This window comes from Sporosarcina newyorkensis, from assembly GCF_900167515.1.
Classification (GTDB): Bacteria; Bacillota; Bacilli; order Bacillales_A; family Planococcaceae; genus Sporosarcina; species Sporosarcina newyorkensis.
Map to the genome: position 1 here is coordinate 26,269 of NZ_FUYJ01000012.1, position 17,950 is coordinate 44,218.

At 41.2% G+C, this 17,950-nt stretch carries 14 protein-coding genes and 1 riboswitch; of the genes, 2 read left to right on the plus strand and 12 right to left on the minus strand.

The features are described 5' to 3' along the window. Window positions 1–98: 98 nt before the first annotated feature. The 5 genes from hutU (B5D59_RS17210) to hutU (B5D59_RS17230) all read right to left on the minus strand — a co-directional run bounded on the left by hutU (B5D59_RS17210) (window position 99) and on the right by hutU (B5D59_RS17230) (window position 7,205). On the minus strand, window positions 99–1,763 hold the full coding sequence (hutU, locus tag B5D59_RS17210) for a urocanate hydratase (RefSeq protein ID WP_078818783.1): 1,665 nt from the start codon (window positions 1,761–1,763) through the stop codon (window positions 99–101). A gap of 17 nt (window positions 1,764–1,780) precedes the next feature. Beyond that, the gene (locus tag B5D59_RS17215; protein ID WP_009498789.1) at window positions 1,781–2,917 is read right to left on the minus strand and encodes an acyl-CoA dehydrogenase family protein; all 1,137 of its coding nucleotides are present in this window, start codon (window positions 2,915–2,917) and stop codon (window positions 1,781–1,783) included. Window positions 2,918–2,923: 6 nt separating this feature from the next. Then, complete coding sequence (locus B5D59_RS17220) at window positions 2,924–4,069, minus strand: CaiB/BaiF CoA transferase family protein (protein WP_078818784.1); 1,146 nt, start codon at window positions 4,067–4,069, stop codon at window positions 2,924–2,926. A 225-nt stretch (window positions 4,070–4,294) separates the two neighbouring features. Then, the gene (locus B5D59_RS17225; RefSeq protein ID WP_078818785.1) at window positions 4,295–5,557 is read right to left on the minus strand and encodes an AraC family transcriptional regulator; all 1,263 of its coding nucleotides are present in this window, start codon (window positions 5,555–5,557) and stop codon (window positions 4,295–4,297) included. A gap of 7 nt (window positions 5,558–5,564) precedes the next feature. Next, on the minus strand, window positions 5,565–7,205 hold the full coding sequence (gene hutU, locus B5D59_RS17230; RefSeq protein ID WP_078818786.1) for a urocanate hydratase: 1,641 nt from the start codon (window positions 7,203–7,205) through the stop codon (window positions 5,565–5,567). A gap of 146 nt (window positions 7,206–7,351) precedes the next feature. Here hutU (B5D59_RS17230) and B5D59_RS17235 point away from each other — a divergent pair, with 146 nt between their 5' ends. Then, on the plus strand, window positions 7,352–8,239 hold the full coding sequence (locus B5D59_RS17235; RefSeq protein WP_009498793.1) for a LysR family transcriptional regulator: 888 nt from the start codon (window positions 7,352–7,354) through the stop codon (window positions 8,237–8,239). A gap of 2 nt (window positions 8,240–8,241) precedes the next feature. Here B5D59_RS17235 and B5D59_RS17240 read toward each other — a convergent pair whose 3' ends face one another. The 5 genes from B5D59_RS17240 to B5D59_RS17260 form a co-directional block, all read right to left on the minus strand. Beyond that, window positions 8,242–9,225, minus strand: a complete 984-nt coding sequence (locus B5D59_RS17240) for a C-terminal binding protein (RefSeq protein ID WP_078818787.1) — start codon at window positions 9,223–9,225, stop codon at window positions 8,242–8,244. Window positions 9,226–9,235: 10 nt separating this feature from the next. Then, complete coding sequence (gene hisC, locus B5D59_RS17245) at window positions 9,236–10,324, minus strand: histidinol-phosphate transaminase (RefSeq protein WP_078818788.1); 1,089 nt, start codon at window positions 10,322–10,324, stop codon at window positions 9,236–9,238. Between the two features lie 30 nt (window positions 10,325–10,354). Beyond that, window positions 10,355–11,635 (minus strand): TRAP transporter large permease, encoded by a 1,281-nt coding sequence (locus tag B5D59_RS17250; RefSeq protein ID WP_078818789.1) that lies wholly within the window; start codon window positions 11,633–11,635, stop codon window positions 10,355–10,357. Next, the gene (locus tag B5D59_RS17255; RefSeq protein ID WP_009498797.1) at window positions 11,632–12,138 is read right to left on the minus strand and encodes a TRAP transporter small permease; all 507 of its coding nucleotides are present in this window, start codon (window positions 12,136–12,138) and stop codon (window positions 11,632–11,634) included. Before B5D59_RS17255 ends, B5D59_RS17250 begins: the two co-directional genes overlap by 4 nt. A gap of 194 nt (window positions 12,139–12,332) precedes the next feature. Next, window positions 12,333–13,349, minus strand: a complete 1,017-nt coding sequence (locus B5D59_RS17260) for a TRAP transporter substrate-binding protein (RefSeq protein ID WP_078818790.1) — start codon at window positions 13,347–13,349, stop codon at window positions 12,333–12,335. A gap of 508 nt (window positions 13,350–13,857) precedes the next feature. Then, window positions 13,858–14,036: riboswitch (Lysine riboswitch) on the plus strand. Between the two features lie 120 nt (window positions 14,037–14,156). On the opposite strand from B5D59_RS17260, the gene dapA reads away from it, so the two are divergent. Then, entirely contained in the window at window positions 14,157–15,041 is an 885-nt protein-coding gene (gene dapA, locus B5D59_RS17265; RefSeq protein ID WP_078818791.1) for a 4-hydroxy-tetrahydrodipicolinate synthase, read from the plus strand. Window positions 15,042–15,133: 92 nt separating this feature from the next. On the opposite strand, the gene B5D59_RS17270 is transcribed toward dapA, so the two are convergent. Together B5D59_RS17270 and B5D59_RS17275 are read right to left on the minus strand one after the other, a co-directional pair. Then, window positions 15,134–15,685: a biotin transporter BioY gene (locus tag B5D59_RS17270; protein ID WP_009498800.1), complete on the minus strand. Its 552-nt coding sequence runs from the start codon at window positions 15,683–15,685 to the stop codon at window positions 15,134–15,136. 214 nt (window positions 15,686–15,899) lie between these two features. Beyond that, complete coding sequence (locus tag B5D59_RS17275; protein ID WP_078818792.1) at window positions 15,900–17,567, minus strand: catalase; 1,668 nt, start codon at window positions 17,565–17,567, stop codon at window positions 15,900–15,902. Window positions 17,568–17,950 lie beyond the last annotated feature (383 nt).

Genomic DNA, 17,950 nt, shown 5'->3' on the forward strand with positions numbered 1-17,950 from the left:
AAAAAGAAGGACCGCCCAAAAAGTCAGCTGAAAATGACTTCTTAAGCAGCCCTGTTTATCAGGCAAACAGATAACATGTTTCTACACATTACAACCTTTTACTTTTTCATGGGAATATGAACTTCGCGCTCTTCCGCAACTTCAATCGCTCTTGAGTATCCTGCATCCGCATGTCGTATCACGCCCATGCCTGGATCGGAAACGAGCACACGTTCAATTTTCTCAGCTGCTTCTTTTGTTCCATCCGCCACTAATACTTGACCGGCATGGATGGAGTACCCCATTCCCACGCCACCGCCGTGATGAAGGCTTACCCAGCTTGCTCCACCACTTGTATTCACAAGCGCATTCAAAATCGGCCAGTCCGCCACTGCATCACTGCCATCTTTCATCGATTCTGTTTCACGATTCGGAGAAGCTACCGATCCGCTGTCTAAGTGATCTCGGCCAAATACAATCGGAGCGCTTATCTCACCACTTGCGACCATTTCATTGACTTTTAATGCGAATTTATGACGCTCGCCGTAGCCTAGCCAACAAATTCTTGCCGGAAGACCTTGCCATTCGACCATTTCCTGCGCCATATCAATCCAATTGGTCAGGACTTTATTTTCACTGAACATTTCTTTGGCCAATTTGTCGGTCTTATAAATATCTTCTGGATCACCGGAAAGCGCCACCCAGCGGAACGGCCCATTTCCTTCACAGAACAACGGACGTAAGTATGCCGGAACGAAACCGGGGAAGTCAAACGCATTTTCTACTCCTTGTTCCTTTGCGTAGTGACGAATATTATTTCCATAATCAAATGTCTCGGCTCCCGCTTTTTGTAAAGCCAGCATCGCTCTTACATGCTTCGCAATTGTTTCAAGAGAAAGCTTTTCATATTTTTCGGGATCTTCGTCTCTTAATGTCAGTGCTTCTTCATACGTCATTCCACTTGGTACATAGCCATTCCTAGGATCATGGGCACTCGTTTGATCCGTCACAATGTCAGGTACAATTCCGCGATCATGAATCTCTTGGTAGACATCCGCACAGTTTCCTACTAGCCCAATTGAAGCCGCTTCACCTTTCTCAGTAAGCTCCTTCACTTTTTTCAATGCTTCATCCAAATCTTCATAGATATAATCACAGTAACGTTCGTTAATTTTTCTTTCAATACGCTTCTTGTCGACTTCTACTACTAAAATAACCGCTTTTGCCATTTTACCTGCAAGTGGCTGCGCCCCGCTCATTCCACCCATACCACCGGTCAGTATAAACTTTCCTGTCAAATCTGGGCTGCCGAATACTTTCTTTCCGGCTTCGACGAAACTTAAGTATGTCCCTTGGAGAATCCCTTGAGCACCAATATAAATCCAGCTGCCTGCTGTCATTTGCCCATACATCATGAGACCTTCTTTGTCTAACTTATTGAAGTTTTCCCAGTTTGCATAAGCAGGAACTAGATTGGAATTTGCAATCAGCACTCTTGGAGAGTTCTCATATGTTCGAAATTTGCCAACCGGTTTACCCGATTGAATTAATAACGTTTCATCATTCTCCAATTCTTTTAATTCATTAATGATTGCATGATAACTTTCCCAGTTTCGTGCAGCCTTTCCGATACCACCATAAACGACAAGTTCAGCAGGGTTTTCCGCCACTTCGGGATCCAGATTATTCATCAGCATCCGCATGGCAGCTTCCTGTGTCCAACCTTTACATGTCAATTCATTGCCACGCGGCGCACGGATATTTTCGACCTTCAAACTACTCAAGAAAAACACTCCCTTTATTATACTAAGTAACTGGAAATGACCATTTTTTGAACTTGTGATGTCCCTTCGAATATTTCTAATATCCGCTGATCCCGATATAGTCTCTCTACCTTGTATTCTTTCATGTAACCATAGCCCCCATGAATTTGCACTGCTTTGTTGACAACACGGTTGGATGCTTCTGAGGTAATTAACTTTGCAATTGAAGCCTCTTTGGACAAACGGTAATTTTCCTTATCCTTTAAACTTGCCGAGAAATATGTGTACAAGCGGCTCACCGCAACATCTGCTTCCATTTCCGCCAACATCCACTGTAAACCTTGGAAATTCGAAATCGGTTTTCCAAATGCCTCACGTTCTTTCGAATAGTTGACTGCCTCGTCTAACGCAGCTTGAGAAAGTCCTACTGCCATCGCCGCAATTCCAATTCGCCCGCGGTCGACGACTGTCATGGCAATTTTGAAGCCTTCTCCTTCTTCTCCCACACGATTTTCTTTCGGAATAACACAGTTTTCGAAAATCACTTCATCGGTCTTCGCGCCGCGGATCCCCATTTTATCATCACCAGCACCAAAGGATAGACCAGGCGTTCCTTTCTCAACGATGAATGCGCTGATTCCTTTTGTACCTTTTGAAGTATCCGTTTTCGCATACACTACTAGCGTATCTGCATACGCTCCGTTTGTGATAAAGATTTTCGAGCCGTTAATAACGTAATTGTCCCCATCCAGACGAGCATTTGTTTTCATGGAACCTACATCCGTCCCACCGTTTGGTTCAGTCAGACAAAAAGCGAATAGCTTTTCACCTTGACAACCGGGGACTAGATACTTTTCTCTCTGCTCTTTGTTGGCAGCAAGGTAGAGTCCGTCAATCCCTAAGTAATGCGCCGTTAAAATAGAACCTGTCGCGGCACAGCCGTACGTAATTTCTTCTACAGCGATCGCTTCCGCAATGGCATCCGCACCTACTCCTCCGTCTTCTTCCGGATAAGCAATCCCGAGAAGACCCAGTTCTGCCATTTTGGGAATATGTTCTTCTGGAAAGCGGTTTTCTTGATCAATTTCTTCTGCTTTCGGGGAAATAACTTCTCTAGTAAAATCTCGTACCATATCTCGAATACTTTTCTGTTCATCTGTCAAATTGAAATCCATCTACAATCACTCACTTTTCATCAGATTTTTGATCATATCGTTATGCTCGCCTAAAGCTGGACTCGGTGATGTCACTTTTACAGGTGTTGCCGACAACTTCACAGGGTTTCCAGGAATTCTCGTTTTTCCTGCTACAGGGTGTTCAACCTCCAGTAGCATCTCTCGTTCTTTAATATGGTCACTCTCACTAATTTCAGCAATGTTTAAAATGGTGGAGCAAGGGACACCTGCTTCACTGATCAATTCCACTGCTTCGTCTGCTGTATAGTTGGAAAGCCATTCTTCAATGAACACTTTTAATTCGGCTTCATTTTCACCGCGTAAAATATCTGTCTTGAACCGCTCATCGTCCAGTAGATGTTCTGTATTCATCACTTTACACAGTTTGACGAATAACGGATCATTCGCTGTCGCAATAACAATGCTGCCTTCCTTACTTTCATATACATCAAACGGTGCACTAATCGGGTGACGGCTTCCGATACGCTCAGGAACTACTCCCTCAGATGTATAGCGCATGACGTTATGCTCGAGCAAAGAGAAAATCGTGTCCACCATAGCAACATCAATTGCTTGACCAATACCTGTTCTTTCCCGGTGGAATAGTGCGACCATCACACCATATGCTGCATATAATGCTGCACTCATATCACCTATGGAAGCCCCCGACCGAGTAGGCGGATTGTCAGGATGGCCTGTAATGCTCGCAATCCCGCCCATTGCCTGTGCAACAAGGTCATACGCTGGACGTTTTGTTAGCGGACCATATTGACCGAATCCCGAAATGGAGCAATAGACCAAACCCTTATTCACTTCTTTAAGAGATTCATAATCAAGTCCCAAGCTTTTCATAACGCCTGGGCGGAAGTTTTCTACAATGACGTCTGCTTCCTTAATTAATCTCATTAAACTTTCACGATCGGAAGGATCTTTTAAATTCATCTCAATACTTTTCTTTCCTCGGTTCAAAAACATAAAATAACCACTTTCCCCATTTTGGAAAGGACCGAAATGACGTGTATCATCGCCCGATTCCGGACGTTCGATTTTTATAACTTCTGCTCCCATATCGGCTAGCAGCATTGTACAATAAGGTCCTGCCAAGACTCTTGAAAAATCTAATACCTTAATGCCTTCTAATGGTTGTTTCATTTAAATCACCCTCACTTCCAGTGCAAATATAAAACGCTTACATTTCCTTATTTCTACTTTAACAAAAGGTGTATTTATTAACAGTAGAAATTTATACGATATAGTACACTTTCTTATTGTAATATTCTATACTGAATGAAAAGTCTAATATTTTAAACGGAAATAGGTTGAGTAACAAGGCATAGCCATTCGAAAGGGTCTCCTGACACCTCGAATGGCTATGCCTCAATATTTAGTTGAATGTAAACTATTTCTATACGCACTCGGCGTCATCCCAACATGATTTTTGAACACCCTGCTGAAATACTGGGAAGAACTATAGCCGATCGTCTCTGCAATTTCATATACCGTCATATTAAAATCTTCCAATAAATGTTTTGCTTTTTTCATCCTGCGATCAGTTACATAATAGCTAAACGAACTTCCGGTTGTTTGTTTGAAAATAGCACTCACATAGTTCGGACTCAAATTGACCTGTGCAGCCACAGTCTCAAGTCCGATTTCTTCTTGGAAATGCTCTTCAATATATTGTAGTATTTCTTGAACAGACTTTAATGACTGTTCATTATGTCCTTCGTTCACTTGCAGGTTATATTCATTGATGATGGTCCTGACCCATTTATCGATTTCAGCCAATGTTTCTAAATCATGCAGTTCCTTTGCGTGCTTGATCTGTAAAGGCATCATATTTTTCGGACTGGCCCCATTTTGTATAGCAGATTTAGACAACGAAAATAAAAGATCTAGCACTTGCAGTCGGAATTCTTCGGGCTTGATATGGACGTGTTTAACGATTGAGTCATAAATCTCTTCCCACCTGTGAAGAACAGCTTTTATATCTCCTAATGAAAACTTCTCCGTTATCGATTGGATGCGCACTTTAAAATCATAGTATTCCGTTGTCTCGAAAATGTCCAAGTCATCAATATGGATAATAGAGTTCTCTGTTGAAAAAAGTCGATATGTTTGTGCTTGCTCACTTTCTCGAAAAGAGAGATGTAAATTACGCGCATCTTCATAATAATTTCCGATCCCAATCGTCACGGTATATTCCGTTTTCTGATTAATTGCTGTACGGATTTTTTCCGCATATTCGACTGAAAGAGCTTTATAGTTTTTTTCTTCTATTTGCACAGGCAGAGCAAGTAATATAGCATACTTCTCTTGCGTGACCAGTACCTTTAAGGATTCGTATTGTAAATTACATTCGCGGATTGCCCGAAGAACTTCTTCCCTCAAGGCATTCTTCCACATCTCCCCTTTATTCTCAACAAGCCTTGAAAAATGATCGATACTTAGAAAGAGTACGGTATTCGGGATCAGTGGGAGTTCGGCTAATTGACTCCGCTCCCAAATCTCTTTCGCATTCTTTATATTCCCATGCAATAGATCGTATGCCAAGCTCTCTCGAACCGAACGTAATATGTAAGCTTCTTCCCTCTTTTGCTTTCTTAATTCTCTTTTCAATACCGTCGTAGTATTTTGCAAAACAACCTCACCTCTTGCTCATTTTTATTCTATCCAATGAGGTAATGGCGTCTTCATATCCTGCATCTGCATGGCGAATAATACTCATACCCGGATCAACAACCAGAACTTTTCTCAAGCGTTCGGATGCTTCTTCGCTGCCGTCAGCAATGACTGTCATCCCCGAATGGACCGAATTGCCGATGCCGACGCCGCCGCCGTTTTGGATACTGACCATCGAAGCCCCTGCACTCGCATTCAACATCGCATTTAAGATCGGCCAATCCGCAACCATGTCACTTCCATCAGCCATATTTTCCGTCTCTCTGAATGGAGCAGCCATCGTACTGCCTTCCGAGTGATCTCTTGTTATCGCGATGGGAGCAGACAATTCTCCCGAACGTACCATTTCATTAATAATCACACCGATGCGCTCTCTTTCCTTATAGTCAAGCCAACAGGTACGTGCAGGCAATCCATAAAAATAAATCTTCTCCTGTACAAACTCGATCCAACGAGAGACACGTTTGTCATCCTCAAACTCTTCCAGAATCACTTCATCGATTTTATAGATATCATTTGGATTACCCGATAAGGCGATCCAGCGACAAGGCCCTCTTCCTTCGCAATAGTGTGCGCGTAAATATTCCGATGCGAAGCCAGGCAACTCGAATGCCCTATCAAAACCCGCCTGATAGGCTTGCTTGCGAAGATTATTTCCATATTCAAAAGCAATGGCCCCACGCTCCTTAAAAGTAACCATTGCACCTACGTGCTGAATCAATGATTCTTTAATCAAATCGTAATAGAGTGCTGGATTCTTTTTGCGCAGAGTTTTCGCCTGTTCAATATCCAATCCACTCGGAATATAGCCCATTTGAAGATCATGGACAGATGTCTGATCCGTCACGATATCCGGCAGGAAATTTAAATTCAATGCTTCTCGATAACGATCTGCTACATTCCCCATCAATGCGATGGCCAATGGCTTTTTCGCTTCAACAGCCTCTTGCGCCAAACGGATCGCTTCTTCCAGTGTATCTGCTTTGATATCACAATAATTATTCTTTAATCGCTGATTAATCTTCTCTTCAGAAATTTCCACAATGATACACACTCCGCCATGCATGGTGACAGACAAAGGCTGTGCCGCACCCATCCCGCCAAGTCCTGAAGTCAACAAAATCTTCCCTTGTAATGTGTTGTCAAAATGTCTTTTCGCAATTTCGCCCATTGTCTCAAATGTTCCTTGCAACACCCCTTGAACACCAATATAAGCCCACGATGCAGCTGTAGATTGTCCATACATCGTTAATCCTTTTTCGTTTAACTTACTGAATTCTTCATCTGTAGACCAATGAGGAACCAAAACTGAAGATGCATTAACGATTCGCGGGGAGTTGGGAAAAGATTTAAATTTACCTACTGGTTTACCAGATTGAATTAGCAATGTTTCGTCAGGATTCAGCTGTCTCAGTTCATGAATTATCGCGTTTGCCGCCTTATGATTACGTGCGGCCTTTCCTCTGCCGCCATATACGATTAAATCTTTTCCACTTTCTGCGACTCGTGGATCTATACTATTTAAAAAAAGACGTAACAAGCCTTCAATTTCCCAGCTCTTACAGCTCATTTCATGCCCTGTCGGAGAAATTAAGATGTTTGACATCAATGACACTCCTTTTCCTTAAAATACTGATTTATATAGAAGTTGTCCCCTACCCGATATATAACTTTAGGCTATACAATAATAGCTTAAGGGAATGTGGTATAATTAGAAAGAAGATTAAGATTGTTCTGTGAGGAGGTTGTCAGATGGATCATCGTTCATTACTATATTTCACGACTTTAATAGAAGAGGGAAGTTTTACACAAGCCGCCAAAGCACTGTATATCTCACAACCATCTTTAAGTTCTGCAATTAAAAAGATTGAAGAGCAAGTCGGAATTAAATTAATCGAACGCAACACGAGGAATATCTCTCTGACGAAAGAGGGAGAAATTGTATACGAAGAAGCGAAGAAATTGCTAAACCACTTTAATTACTTTCAAAAAGAAACAATACGATTGAAACAGGATGGACCACTTGAATTACATATTGGTCTGATTGAATCAGTACGATTTTGGCTGCCGAAAGTACTTGCCTCATACACCAAAACACATCCAGACATACACATCAGATTGTTGGAAGTACTTGGATTAAAACAAGTAGAAACTGCGTTAAAAAATTATAAGATACATCTCGCAATTACGAACCAGCTTTTTGAAAGTGATGAGATTGAAATGATCCCTATTTATAATGAAAAACTGGTTGCTTTATTGCCAAAAGGACATGCTCTGCAGGATGCAACCAATCTTTCCATACACGATTTACAAGATGAAGAATTCATCATATGTAAGGAAGGTTTCCAGACGCGCGATGATATCTTAAATGAGTATCGCAAGTCAGGGATAAGACCGAATATCCATTTTGAAATAGAACGATTTGAAACTGCTTGCGCCTTAGTAGAGGAAGGTCTTGGCATCACGATTGTCCCTGAAAACTATCTTAGAACGCCAGACCATCCCTCATTGACCATAAAAAAACTGACGGATACAAGTCTTTCAAGAACTGTCTATATTGCTTTTATTAAAAACCGGTATCTTCCTCCGGTTATTGAAGAATTCGTCGATATAACAAAAACATTCTTCAAAGAATCATAGATTTAGACAGCTTTCTCTTTAATAGTATTTAGTACAAATTCCGGCCTCTCCCCTTCAAGTGTCCGGATGACATTCAAACTAGTTCGGGAACGCAACTCATACTCTGATTCAACGGATACATAAGATGAATGCGGTGTCACAAAAACTTCATCCATATAAAGAAGATCAAGAGTTTTACTCGGCGGCTCTTCTGCCAGTACGTCTAACCCTGCGCCAGCAATATGGCCTTCTTTAATAACTTTGGACAATGCTTCTTCTTGGATTATTGCACCGCGGCATGTATTGATTATAATTGAACCTTCCTGCATTTGTTTCATACGATCGTAATCAAGTAAACCTTTCGTTTGTTCCGTAAGCGGGACGTGCAAACTTAAAATGTCTGACCGTTCCAGAAGCCCGTCCAGTGTAACGGATTCGACTCCAAGCTCAGCAAATGCTTCCTCCGGTACAAATTTATCATGAGCAATCACGTGAACACCGAATACTTGAAACTTCCTCGCTACCTCCTTTGCGATTCTTCCAAAACCAAGCAAACCGACTGTTCTTCCTCTTAACCGCTTGATCGGTAATGTATCAAGCGGATTCCATCCCAAGTTTCTTACTTGTTCGTTATAAGCACGAAGTCTTCTCGCTACGCCCAATGCCAATGCAATTGTGTGATCAGACACTTCATCGATACAATAATCAGCCATATTCGTTACATAGATTCCTTTTTCTGTAGCTGCATCCATGTCAATATGATTGAATCCCACCCCAGAAGCAGCAATTATTTTACAGTTCTTCAATTCCGATATAATGTTCCTACCACAAGGAAAACCGATTTGTGCTACAATTCCATCCGCATATTTCCCAAACGACTCCAAATCTTCTTTAACCGTTTCACTTCTTGTCACTTTATATTCAATATCATGGTCACTGTAAATCCCCATCTCTACATCGTGTGAAAACCATTCGTCATCCAGTATCCATACTTTTTTCTTTGTCATATGCTTAACTTCACTCCCTATCGTATTGATTTAATATCTCCACTAGCAGTTCATTTTGCTCTTGCGTCCCAATCGACACACGCACATATTGTTCTAATCCCCATGGAGTACATGGGCGAACGATCAATCCTTTTTCTTGCAGCTTATTAAATAGTTTTTGTACATCCGATTTCACATGAACAAATAAGAAATTTGTATAGGAAGGAAACACGGAAAACCCTAATTCTGAAAACTTTTGAGTTAAGTATTCTTTTCCTGCCTCATTCATTTCATAATGTTCTTCAGTGAATTCTTGATCATCCAATGTAGCTACTGCTGCTTCGATCGCAACTCGATTACAAGCAAATGGTTCGCGCAGACGCAGAATCGGTTCCAGAAGTTCTTCTGATGCAATGGCATACCCAATCCTCAACCCCGCCAAGCCATAAAACTTTGAAAATGTTCGAATTGTGATGATGGGGTGGCCAGCCTTAAAGTAATCGATTCCTGTCTTATATTGATCTTTTCGAATATATTCGATATATGCCTCATCCAGCACGACGGTCACATGTTCAGGAACTTCTTGGATAAACTGCAGAAGAGCTGAATCCTCTACGATTGTTCCTGTAGGATTATTCGGATTACATATAAAAATCAGCTTTGTCTTGTCAGTAATTTTTTCTCGTATAGCATCTAAATCATATGCCCACTCTTCTGTTAGTGGTACTTCCACCGGCTTTCCACCCATTAATAGGGTGGAGGAACGGTACGCCGGGAAAGTCGGACTACAGTACACGACTTCATCATCTTCATCGATATAGGCGCTGATTACTAATGAAATAATATTATCTGCTCCATTGCCAGTTAACACTTGTCCAGGCCGGATTGCATACAACTGGGCGAGCCGTTCCCGTAACTTTGTTGCAGATGCATCTGGATACAAATGAACTTCTTGGATCGCCCGCTCCATTGCTTCTTTTGCTTTCGGGGATGGGCCGAGCGGGTTTTCATTCGATGCAAGTCTATGCACATGCTCCAGTTGTAATTCTTTTTTCACCGCTTCGATTGATTTTCCCGGAATATAAGGGGCAATCTCTTTTACAGTATTTCTCCATCTCATGTGCAAATACAGCTCCTGTCTTCTGTGATGTTACTTAGCTAAATTAGGAATAAAAGTTGATAGTTGAGGAATCATAATAATAATTACGATAACAACAAGCATCGCTATAATAAACGGTACCAATGCGCGGCTGATCCGCTCAATTGAAACCTTACTAATATGTGAAGCTACAAACAAATTGACTCCAAGTGGCGGTGTAACATAGCCGACTGCCAAGTTACATACCATGATGACGCCAAAATGAATCGGATCGATACCTACCGCCACAGCGACAGGCAATAGGATTGGTGTTAATATGACCACTGCCGAAATCGTATCGATAAACATCCCGACTACGAATAAAAATGCACTGACCAATAACATGGTGATGATCATATTTTCCGATATGCCGGTAATGAACTGTGCAATCGTTGCCGGAATCCGCTCGATACTTAATAAGTAAGCAAAAGAAATAGAGAAACTAATTATGATAATAACCGGAATATTTAATAGAGTTGCTTCAAGGAAAACACTGTATAATTTCTTAAAAGTCAACTCTTTGTATACAAAAAGCCCGATAAACAGTGCATACATACAAGCGACAGCCGCTGATTCAGTCGGAGAGAAAAAGCCACTATAAATTCCTCCAAGAATAATTACTGGAATCAACAGAGCCCATTTCGCATAGTTAATCGCTTTTAGAACTTCCAAGAAAGTAGGGAACTTACCCTCTGTTGGAAAATTTCTTTTCTTAGCAGTCCGATATGAAACGAACATTAAAGCGAGCCCAACCAAGATTCCAGGAATAATCCCTGCTAAAAATAGGCCTCCAATGGATACTCCACCTACGATTCCAAACATAATGAACGGAATGCTCGGCGGTAAAATAACTCCGATGGAACCAGCAGTAGCTGTTACTGCTGCAGCAAACGGTTTGTCGTATCCTTTTTTATCCATAGAAGGGATCATAAATGAACCGATTGCCGCTACTGTCGCAGGTCCAGATCCTGAGATAGCGGCAAAGAACATACTTGCAAGGACTGTACCGATAGCTAATCCACCAGTTAAGTAGCCTACCAAAACATCCGCCAAGCGCAGTAAACGCTTTGAGACGCCGCCTTGACTCATTAGAACTCCCGCTAAAATGAATAATGGAATCGCCAGTAAAGAAAATGAATCGAGAGAAGTAAATGCTTGTTGCACGATGGAACCTAATGGTAGATCAGTAGCAACTATCATAGTAAATAAAGCGGATGCACCAAGAGATATAGCGATGGGGACGCCAATTAACATGAGAACAAAAAAACTGATAAATAAAACCGCTATCGTCATTGTTCTACCCCCTCTATATCTTCTTCCAATAAATCGCCTTTTATAATGTTTCTAAATTGCTGGATTAATCGAAGAACCATTAAAAATGCACCAAGAGGGATCACCGTGTATGGTATCGCCATAAGAATCCCCATAGAAGGCGCTTTTTGACCTGTTTCTACTAGCTGTAGGATAAACTGTGTTCCTTTAAAGGTGATGAATACCATGAACGAGAAAAATAAAAATGTAGCCAAAAGATCTAATAGTTTTTTCCATTTCTCGTTAAGTAAATCTCTAAAAACAGTTACTCGGATATGGCCGCCTGTTTTGATGGCTAAACTTGCACCAATCCAAACTTGGGCAACGTGGATATACCTTGCAAACTCTTCGCCCCAAATCAGACCACTTCCTAGGAAATAACGGAATAGAGCCTGACTAAAAATCATAAGTAAAATAGCAACCATTGTAAGTATTAAAAATATCTCTTCGAATTTCTTTATGAAATGTAGAAATTTCTTCACCATTTACCCTCTCCACTCATTCGATATATAGCATGACTTTCTTGCTCTTAGATGCATTTATATAGAGTGTTTACTACTATACGCTTGACGCATTATTGCGTTCTTACTATTACGACAGCCGAAATGTTTTAGTTTAAAATTTCTCCCGATTATCGATATAGAATTGACAATCGGGATGAATTTGCATAATTAATATATTAGTTTCTTACTAATTCCATGATGTCGTGGCCAAGTTCCTTTTCATACTTGTCATAAACAGGCTTTAACTTTTCGATAATCGCCTTTTTTGTCTCATCAGGTAAAACATTTACTTTAAGCTCTTTTTCTAAAAGTTCCATTGCTTTTTCATCATACTCTACGGATACTTCTCTCTCATGCTTTGTAAATGCATCTCCTGCTTCATCAACAACAGACTGAAGATCTTCAGGCAATGAATCGTAAAAAGCTTTATTCATAACAAGTGATTCCGCTGTAAATGAATGATTCATCACTGTCATATATTCCTGAACTTCATAAATTTTCGAGCTATCGATCAATTGGGCCGTCGTTTGCATGCCGTCAAAAATATTTTGCTGGAGTGCAGAATATAATTCACCGAATGCATACGGTTGTGGATTAGCTCCCAACTCTTTCAAGCTATCCAAGTGAATGTTATTTTCCATCGTACGAAGTTTCATTCCTTTAAAATCTTCAATCTTCTCAATAGGTTTTATGTTGTTGGTCATCTGAGTCATACCTGCACTGCCCCAACCTATACCTTTCAGCTGATTCTCCTCCAACTTTTCTTTTAGGAGATCGCCTAACTCCCCATCCAATTTGCTATTCGCATCTTCTACATCATCGAATACGAATAAGAAATCAAGAGCCATAAATTCTTTTACGAAGTTTGTAAGAGGTGCAGTGGCTGGACTCGCTGCTTGAATGTTACCAGCCTGCACAGCTTCAATGGCTTCTCTTTCAGATGCGTAAAGCTCTCCGTTAGAAAACACTTCAACTTGCAATCTTCCGTCAGATTTTTCTTCTGCTACTTTTTTAAACTCCATTAGCCCTTTATGAAGTGCAGAATCTTCTTCAACTGAGTTAGAAATAGTCATCTTGTACTTTTTATCTGAGGACCCACTTTCAGCACCCTCGGCTGTGTCGCCAGAATCTCCGCAACCAGCAATAATAAGAGCGAATGCCATTATTGCAAACATCAAGATTTTCTTCATCATGTAATTACCCCCTAATAGTTTTTAAAACTACTAAACTTTTAAAAAAATAAAACGAAAAATTAATACGAGATGTCGATTCAGACAATTTAACCGCTTACATTTTCGGCCTCAAGATAATGAAGTTCAACCTTAGTCCCTTAACCCCCTATTTATTCTTATATACTAAAAAACTTTTATTACCACATCATCATCTTATTGTAAGTATATTTTAATAGTCTAAACATTACAAATAACTTTTATATATAAGGTTATAGCATTTAACTATGCGTTATCTAACTTTTTAGATTATATAGGAAAGCTATACCATCACTACCAACTTAAGCATCGTTGATTTTTGATAAAAAGTTATTCACGAAAATAAATCTTTAGCATTTATAAAGACAAAAAAGAACATCAAAAATCTCTATAAGATTCAGCATTTAAAGTTTCAATAAGTTTAAGTTGCAATTGCATTAGATAACAGGTAGAGTGGTAGTAATTAAACATTCACTTATTTCGAAACCTTCGAAGTAAGGATAGAGGCGCAAAAACCATCAGTACACAATTCGAGGATGATGAGATCCTATGAAGATTGTGGAAAGGGGAATTTGCCGAAGCGGAAGAGATTCTCATTGTCTCGAAGCTGGTTCTGGGCTGAACAAGTGCAGAATTGTCATATAGGCGACTATATGGAGGGCTATCTTGCAAAGAAATAATTCATTATTTCAAAGCAGTAACGAGCCCCTCGTTGCTGCTTTTTGCGTTCAATGACTTACCCGCCCTCCACCCTCTATGTTTTTTAATAAAAAGATAGGATGTGGAGAAAAGATGAATTTTGGACAAATTGTAACTGCTATGGTAACTCCGTTTGATGGACGAGGAGAAATTGACTTTGCCGCTACCAAAAACTTGATCAATCATTTACTTGCCAATGGATCGGATGGTCTGGTCGTTTCAGGTACAACGGGAGAATCGCCTACGTTGACGAACGAAGAAAAAGTGGAGCTATTCAAGTTCACCGTGGAAGTGACCGGTGGAAGAGCACCAGTCATTGCTGGAACAGGTACAAACAACACGAGAGAATCAATTGAACTGACAAGACAAGCGGAGGACGCCGGAGTCGATGCGATCATGCTCGTTGCGCCTTATTACAATAAGCCTTGTCAAGAAGGCATGTATCAGCACTTCAAGACAATTGCAGAAGCTACTTCACTGCCAGTTATGCTGTACAATATTCCTGGACGCAGTGCTGTCAACATGAGTGCAGAGACGATCATCAGACTAGCCGAAATTCCGAACATCGTTGCTGTCAAAGAAGCGAGCGGAAATTTAGATACGATGGCTGAGATCATTGACCATACGCCTAAGGACTTCTCCTTATATAGCGGTGATGATGGACTAACACTTCCCGTACTAGCAATCGGCGGAACAGGAGTCGTTTCCGTGTCTGCACACGTGATCGGTAATGAAATGCAAACGATGATCAACCATTTCAAAAATGGCAACGTCCAGGAAGCAGCCAACGAACACCGCTGTCTTCTGCCAATCATGAAAGAACTCTTTGCCGCACCGAACCCATCATCTGTTAAAGCGGCATTAAACTTAAAAGGGGTACCTGTCGGGGGCGTACGTTTGCCTATACTCCCTTTACCTAACTCACAGCTAAAATCTTTAAAGCAAGTTTTAGCTATCCATGAGGAAATAACTTTCTAAAAGTAAATTCTGCAATTATGCTGAAACCCAATAAAAGGTACCAAGTTCGCAATGTATCCAGATCCTCCTGCGAACTTGGTACCTTATTCACTTTAAGCAAGCAATAACCGATTAGCCATTAATCGACCACGTATCAATATCCCTGCCCATGCAGCAAGAAACGCTTTGATGAACCCGCCAATTAAGAACGGTACAAATCCTGCCATAAATGCAGCAGTCCAAGAAAGTTCAGCTATAAATTTCAGCCAAACTGTTCCGAAGAACAACGTGATGAACATTCCAATAACATTTGCAATCATGGCCTGCCCAAAAGAAAAACTAGTGCGTTCCATATAATACCCCATAATGAATGTAGCCGGAATAAAGCCAACGAGGAATCCACCTGTCGGACCAAAAACGACACCTAATCCTGCAGACATCCCTGAAAACACAGGAATTCCTACCGCACCCATCGCTAAATAAACAAGCACTGAAATAGTTCCATAACGAGAACCTAAAATCGTTGCAGCCAAACCAATTGCCAATGTTTGCCCGGTAATCGGAACCAACGGCAGCGGAATGGTCAGCTGTGCCATTACCCCAATAATTGCCGCAAATAATGCAGTGACAATCATCATTTGAAGTTTAGATCTTGAATCTGTCATTCCCAGTATCCCCCTACTTTAGTCAACTAATAAAACCACTCGGTTGACAATTATGTTATATTACATAAATTTGTATGTCAATTGTTTTTCATTAATAAAATACCAGTTAAGATTTGCGGCAATGCCTACAAACATTGACATTTGAATTTTCCTGAATTTAAAAATCCCTTATCTCTCAGGGGAAGAGAGATAAGGGCGATACTGGTTTGGCACCTTAATAAGGGTCTGCCTCATGTCCTTTTTCTACTGCGTCTTCAACAGCCTCTTTTGCTTCAGGCGTGCCTTGTCCAAATTTCGACTGTCCGGATTCACGTCCTGGAATGGTTTGCTCTGCCGACATTTCCTTCAGTTCCTTCATTTTCTGGCCAATGCCTTCTTTTACAAGACGGCCATAGTTCTCGTCTGCCTTCGTAAAATGCTCCACCATTGCGTCTTGAATGCTTGGATCACAAACAGCGAGTGCGTCCGATAGGTTTTTAATTAATTCTTCTCGTTCCCACTCTTCAAAGCTACGAAACGTTTCGCCTGCCTGGCCATAATTATTCGGGCGGTCAATCGGTGCGCTCATTGCAGCTGCGTTATATGTTGGTCGATGCGGAGGTCGTTCTGCACCATTTTCCTTAAATCCGCCAAGCATAGATGGTTCGTAATTGATATGTGGATTTTCACCTGATTCACGCGGGTCGCGGTGATCCATTTGACCGCGTTGCTGATTAGTTCGGACTGCTGTTTTAGGCGCGTTCACAGGTAGCTGCAAGTAATTGGTTCCTACCCGGTAACGCTGTGTATCGGAGTAGGAAAATGTACGGCCCTGCAGCATCTTGTCATCCGAAAAATCCATGCCATCTACTAATACTCCTGTGCCAAATGCAGCTTGTTCAATATCCGTATGGAAATCTTCCGGATTACGATCGAGTACCATACGCCCAACTGGCAGCCATGGAAATTTATCTTCAGGCCAAAGTTTTGTATCATCGAGCGGATCGAAGTCAAGTTCAGGATGATAGCCATCCTCCATAATCTGTACAAACATTTCCCATTCAGGATAGTCTCCGCGCTCTATCGCTTCATGCAAATCCTGTGTCGCATGTCCAACATTTTTTGCTTGAATGGCATTCGCATCTTCCTGTGTCAAGTTGCGGATTCCCTGTTTCGGCTCCCAGTGATATTTCACAAGAACAGCTTCTCCTTTATCATTGACCCACTTATACGTGTTGACTCCGGAGCCTTGCATGTGACGATATGTTGCTGGAATACCCCACGGCGAGAACAAGAAGGTAATCATATGAATCGATTCCGGCGAGCGTGAAACGAAGTCAAACATTCGTTGCGGGTGTGGCACATTGGAAACAGGATCCGCTTTAAATGCATGGATCATATCTGGGAATTTCATCGCATCGCGGACGAAGAAAATCTTTAAATTATTGCCGACCAAGTCCCAGTTACCGTCTTCGGTATACATCTTTACCGCAAAACCTCGTGGATCCCGAGCCGTTTCAGGGGAATCCTTTGCACCAGCGACCGTTGAAAAGCGCGCGAGAACCGGGGTCCGTTTACCGGCTCCCGAAAATACTTTGGCACGTGTATAGTTCTCTACCGGTTCATCTCCAGCTTTTCCATATGTCTCAAAATAACCGAACGCGCCACTGCCCCGAGCATGTACGACACGTTCAGGGATTTCTTCACGATCAAAGTGAGAGATCTTCTCGATGTAGTGGTAATTCTCCAATGTAGCTGGACCACGGTCTCCAATCGTACGTATATTTTGATTATCTACAACTGGATGCCCTTGCCGTGTCGTAAGGGTTTCACGCTTCACCTCTTGCCCATTCTGCTTCTCATTGTTTTTACCTTTTCCCAACAGAATACCTCCTCTATACATGTTGTAAATCAAGCGCACAAAAACAACATACCGTTAGTAACCAGTATTAGCACTATGTTACCCTATCTGGAAAGATTACAAACACTGAGAAAGCATTTTCAGGATGCCTATATATTAAGCATTGCGTTGTTGGTCATCGCCTCTACCTATTATCTCCATAACTTGTAATGCACTTTAATGATATCGCCATATTGAACTCTGAATTGTTCAGAGAGATGCGGTTTCTCGCTTATTCCTTATAAGCGCTTCCTTTATAAGTATTAGCAATTCAGTTTTTTTACGTCTACCAGCTTACATGCTACAATTCACCAATAAATTATTAAAACAAAAAAGAACAGGTCACTTTTGACCTGTTCTTCCGAATAGCAATTAATCCAATTCAA

Coding starts and splice junctions, on each gene's coding strand:
- B5D59_RS17275 (WP_078818792.1), bottom strand. CDS start 17,567: ATGTATAGAGGAGGTATTCTGTTGGGAAAAGGTAAAAACAATGAGAAG.
- B5D59_RS17235 (WP_009498793.1), top strand. CDS start 7,352: ATGGATCATCGTTCATTACTATATTTCACGACTTTAATAGAAGAGGGA.
- B5D59_RS17215 (WP_009498789.1), bottom strand. CDS start 2,917: ATGGATTTCAATTTGACAGATGAACAGAAAAGTATTCGAGATATGGTA.
- B5D59_RS17270 (WP_009498800.1), bottom strand. CDS start 15,685: ATGACAGATTCAAGATCTAAACTTCAAATGATGATTGTCACTGCATTA.
- B5D59_RS17220 (WP_078818784.1), bottom strand. CDS start 4,069: ATGAAACAACCATTAGAAGGCATTAAGGTATTAGATTTTTCAAGAGTC.
- B5D59_RS17240 (WP_078818787.1), bottom strand. CDS start 9,225: ATGACAAAGAAAAAAGTATGGATACTGGATGACGAATGGTTTTCACAC.
- B5D59_RS17255 (WP_009498797.1), bottom strand. CDS start 12,138: ATGGTGAAGAAATTTCTACATTTCATAAAGAAATTCGAAGAGATATTT.
- B5D59_RS17250 (WP_078818789.1), bottom strand. CDS start 11,635: ATGACGATAGCGGTTTTATTTATCAGTTTTTTTGTTCTCATGTTAATT.
- hutU (WP_078818786.1), bottom strand. CDS start 7,205: ATGTCAAACATCTTAATTTCTCCGACAGGGCATGAAATGAGCTGTAAG.
- hisC (WP_078818788.1), bottom strand. CDS start 10,324: ATGAGATGGAGAAATACTGTAAAAGAGATTGCCCCTTATATTCCGGGA.
- dapA (WP_078818791.1), top strand. CDS start 14,157: ATGAATTTTGGACAAATTGTAACTGCTATGGTAACTCCGTTTGATGGA.
- B5D59_RS17260 (WP_078818790.1), bottom strand. CDS start 13,349: ATGATGAAGAAAATCTTGATGTTTGCAATAATGGCATTCGCTCTTATT.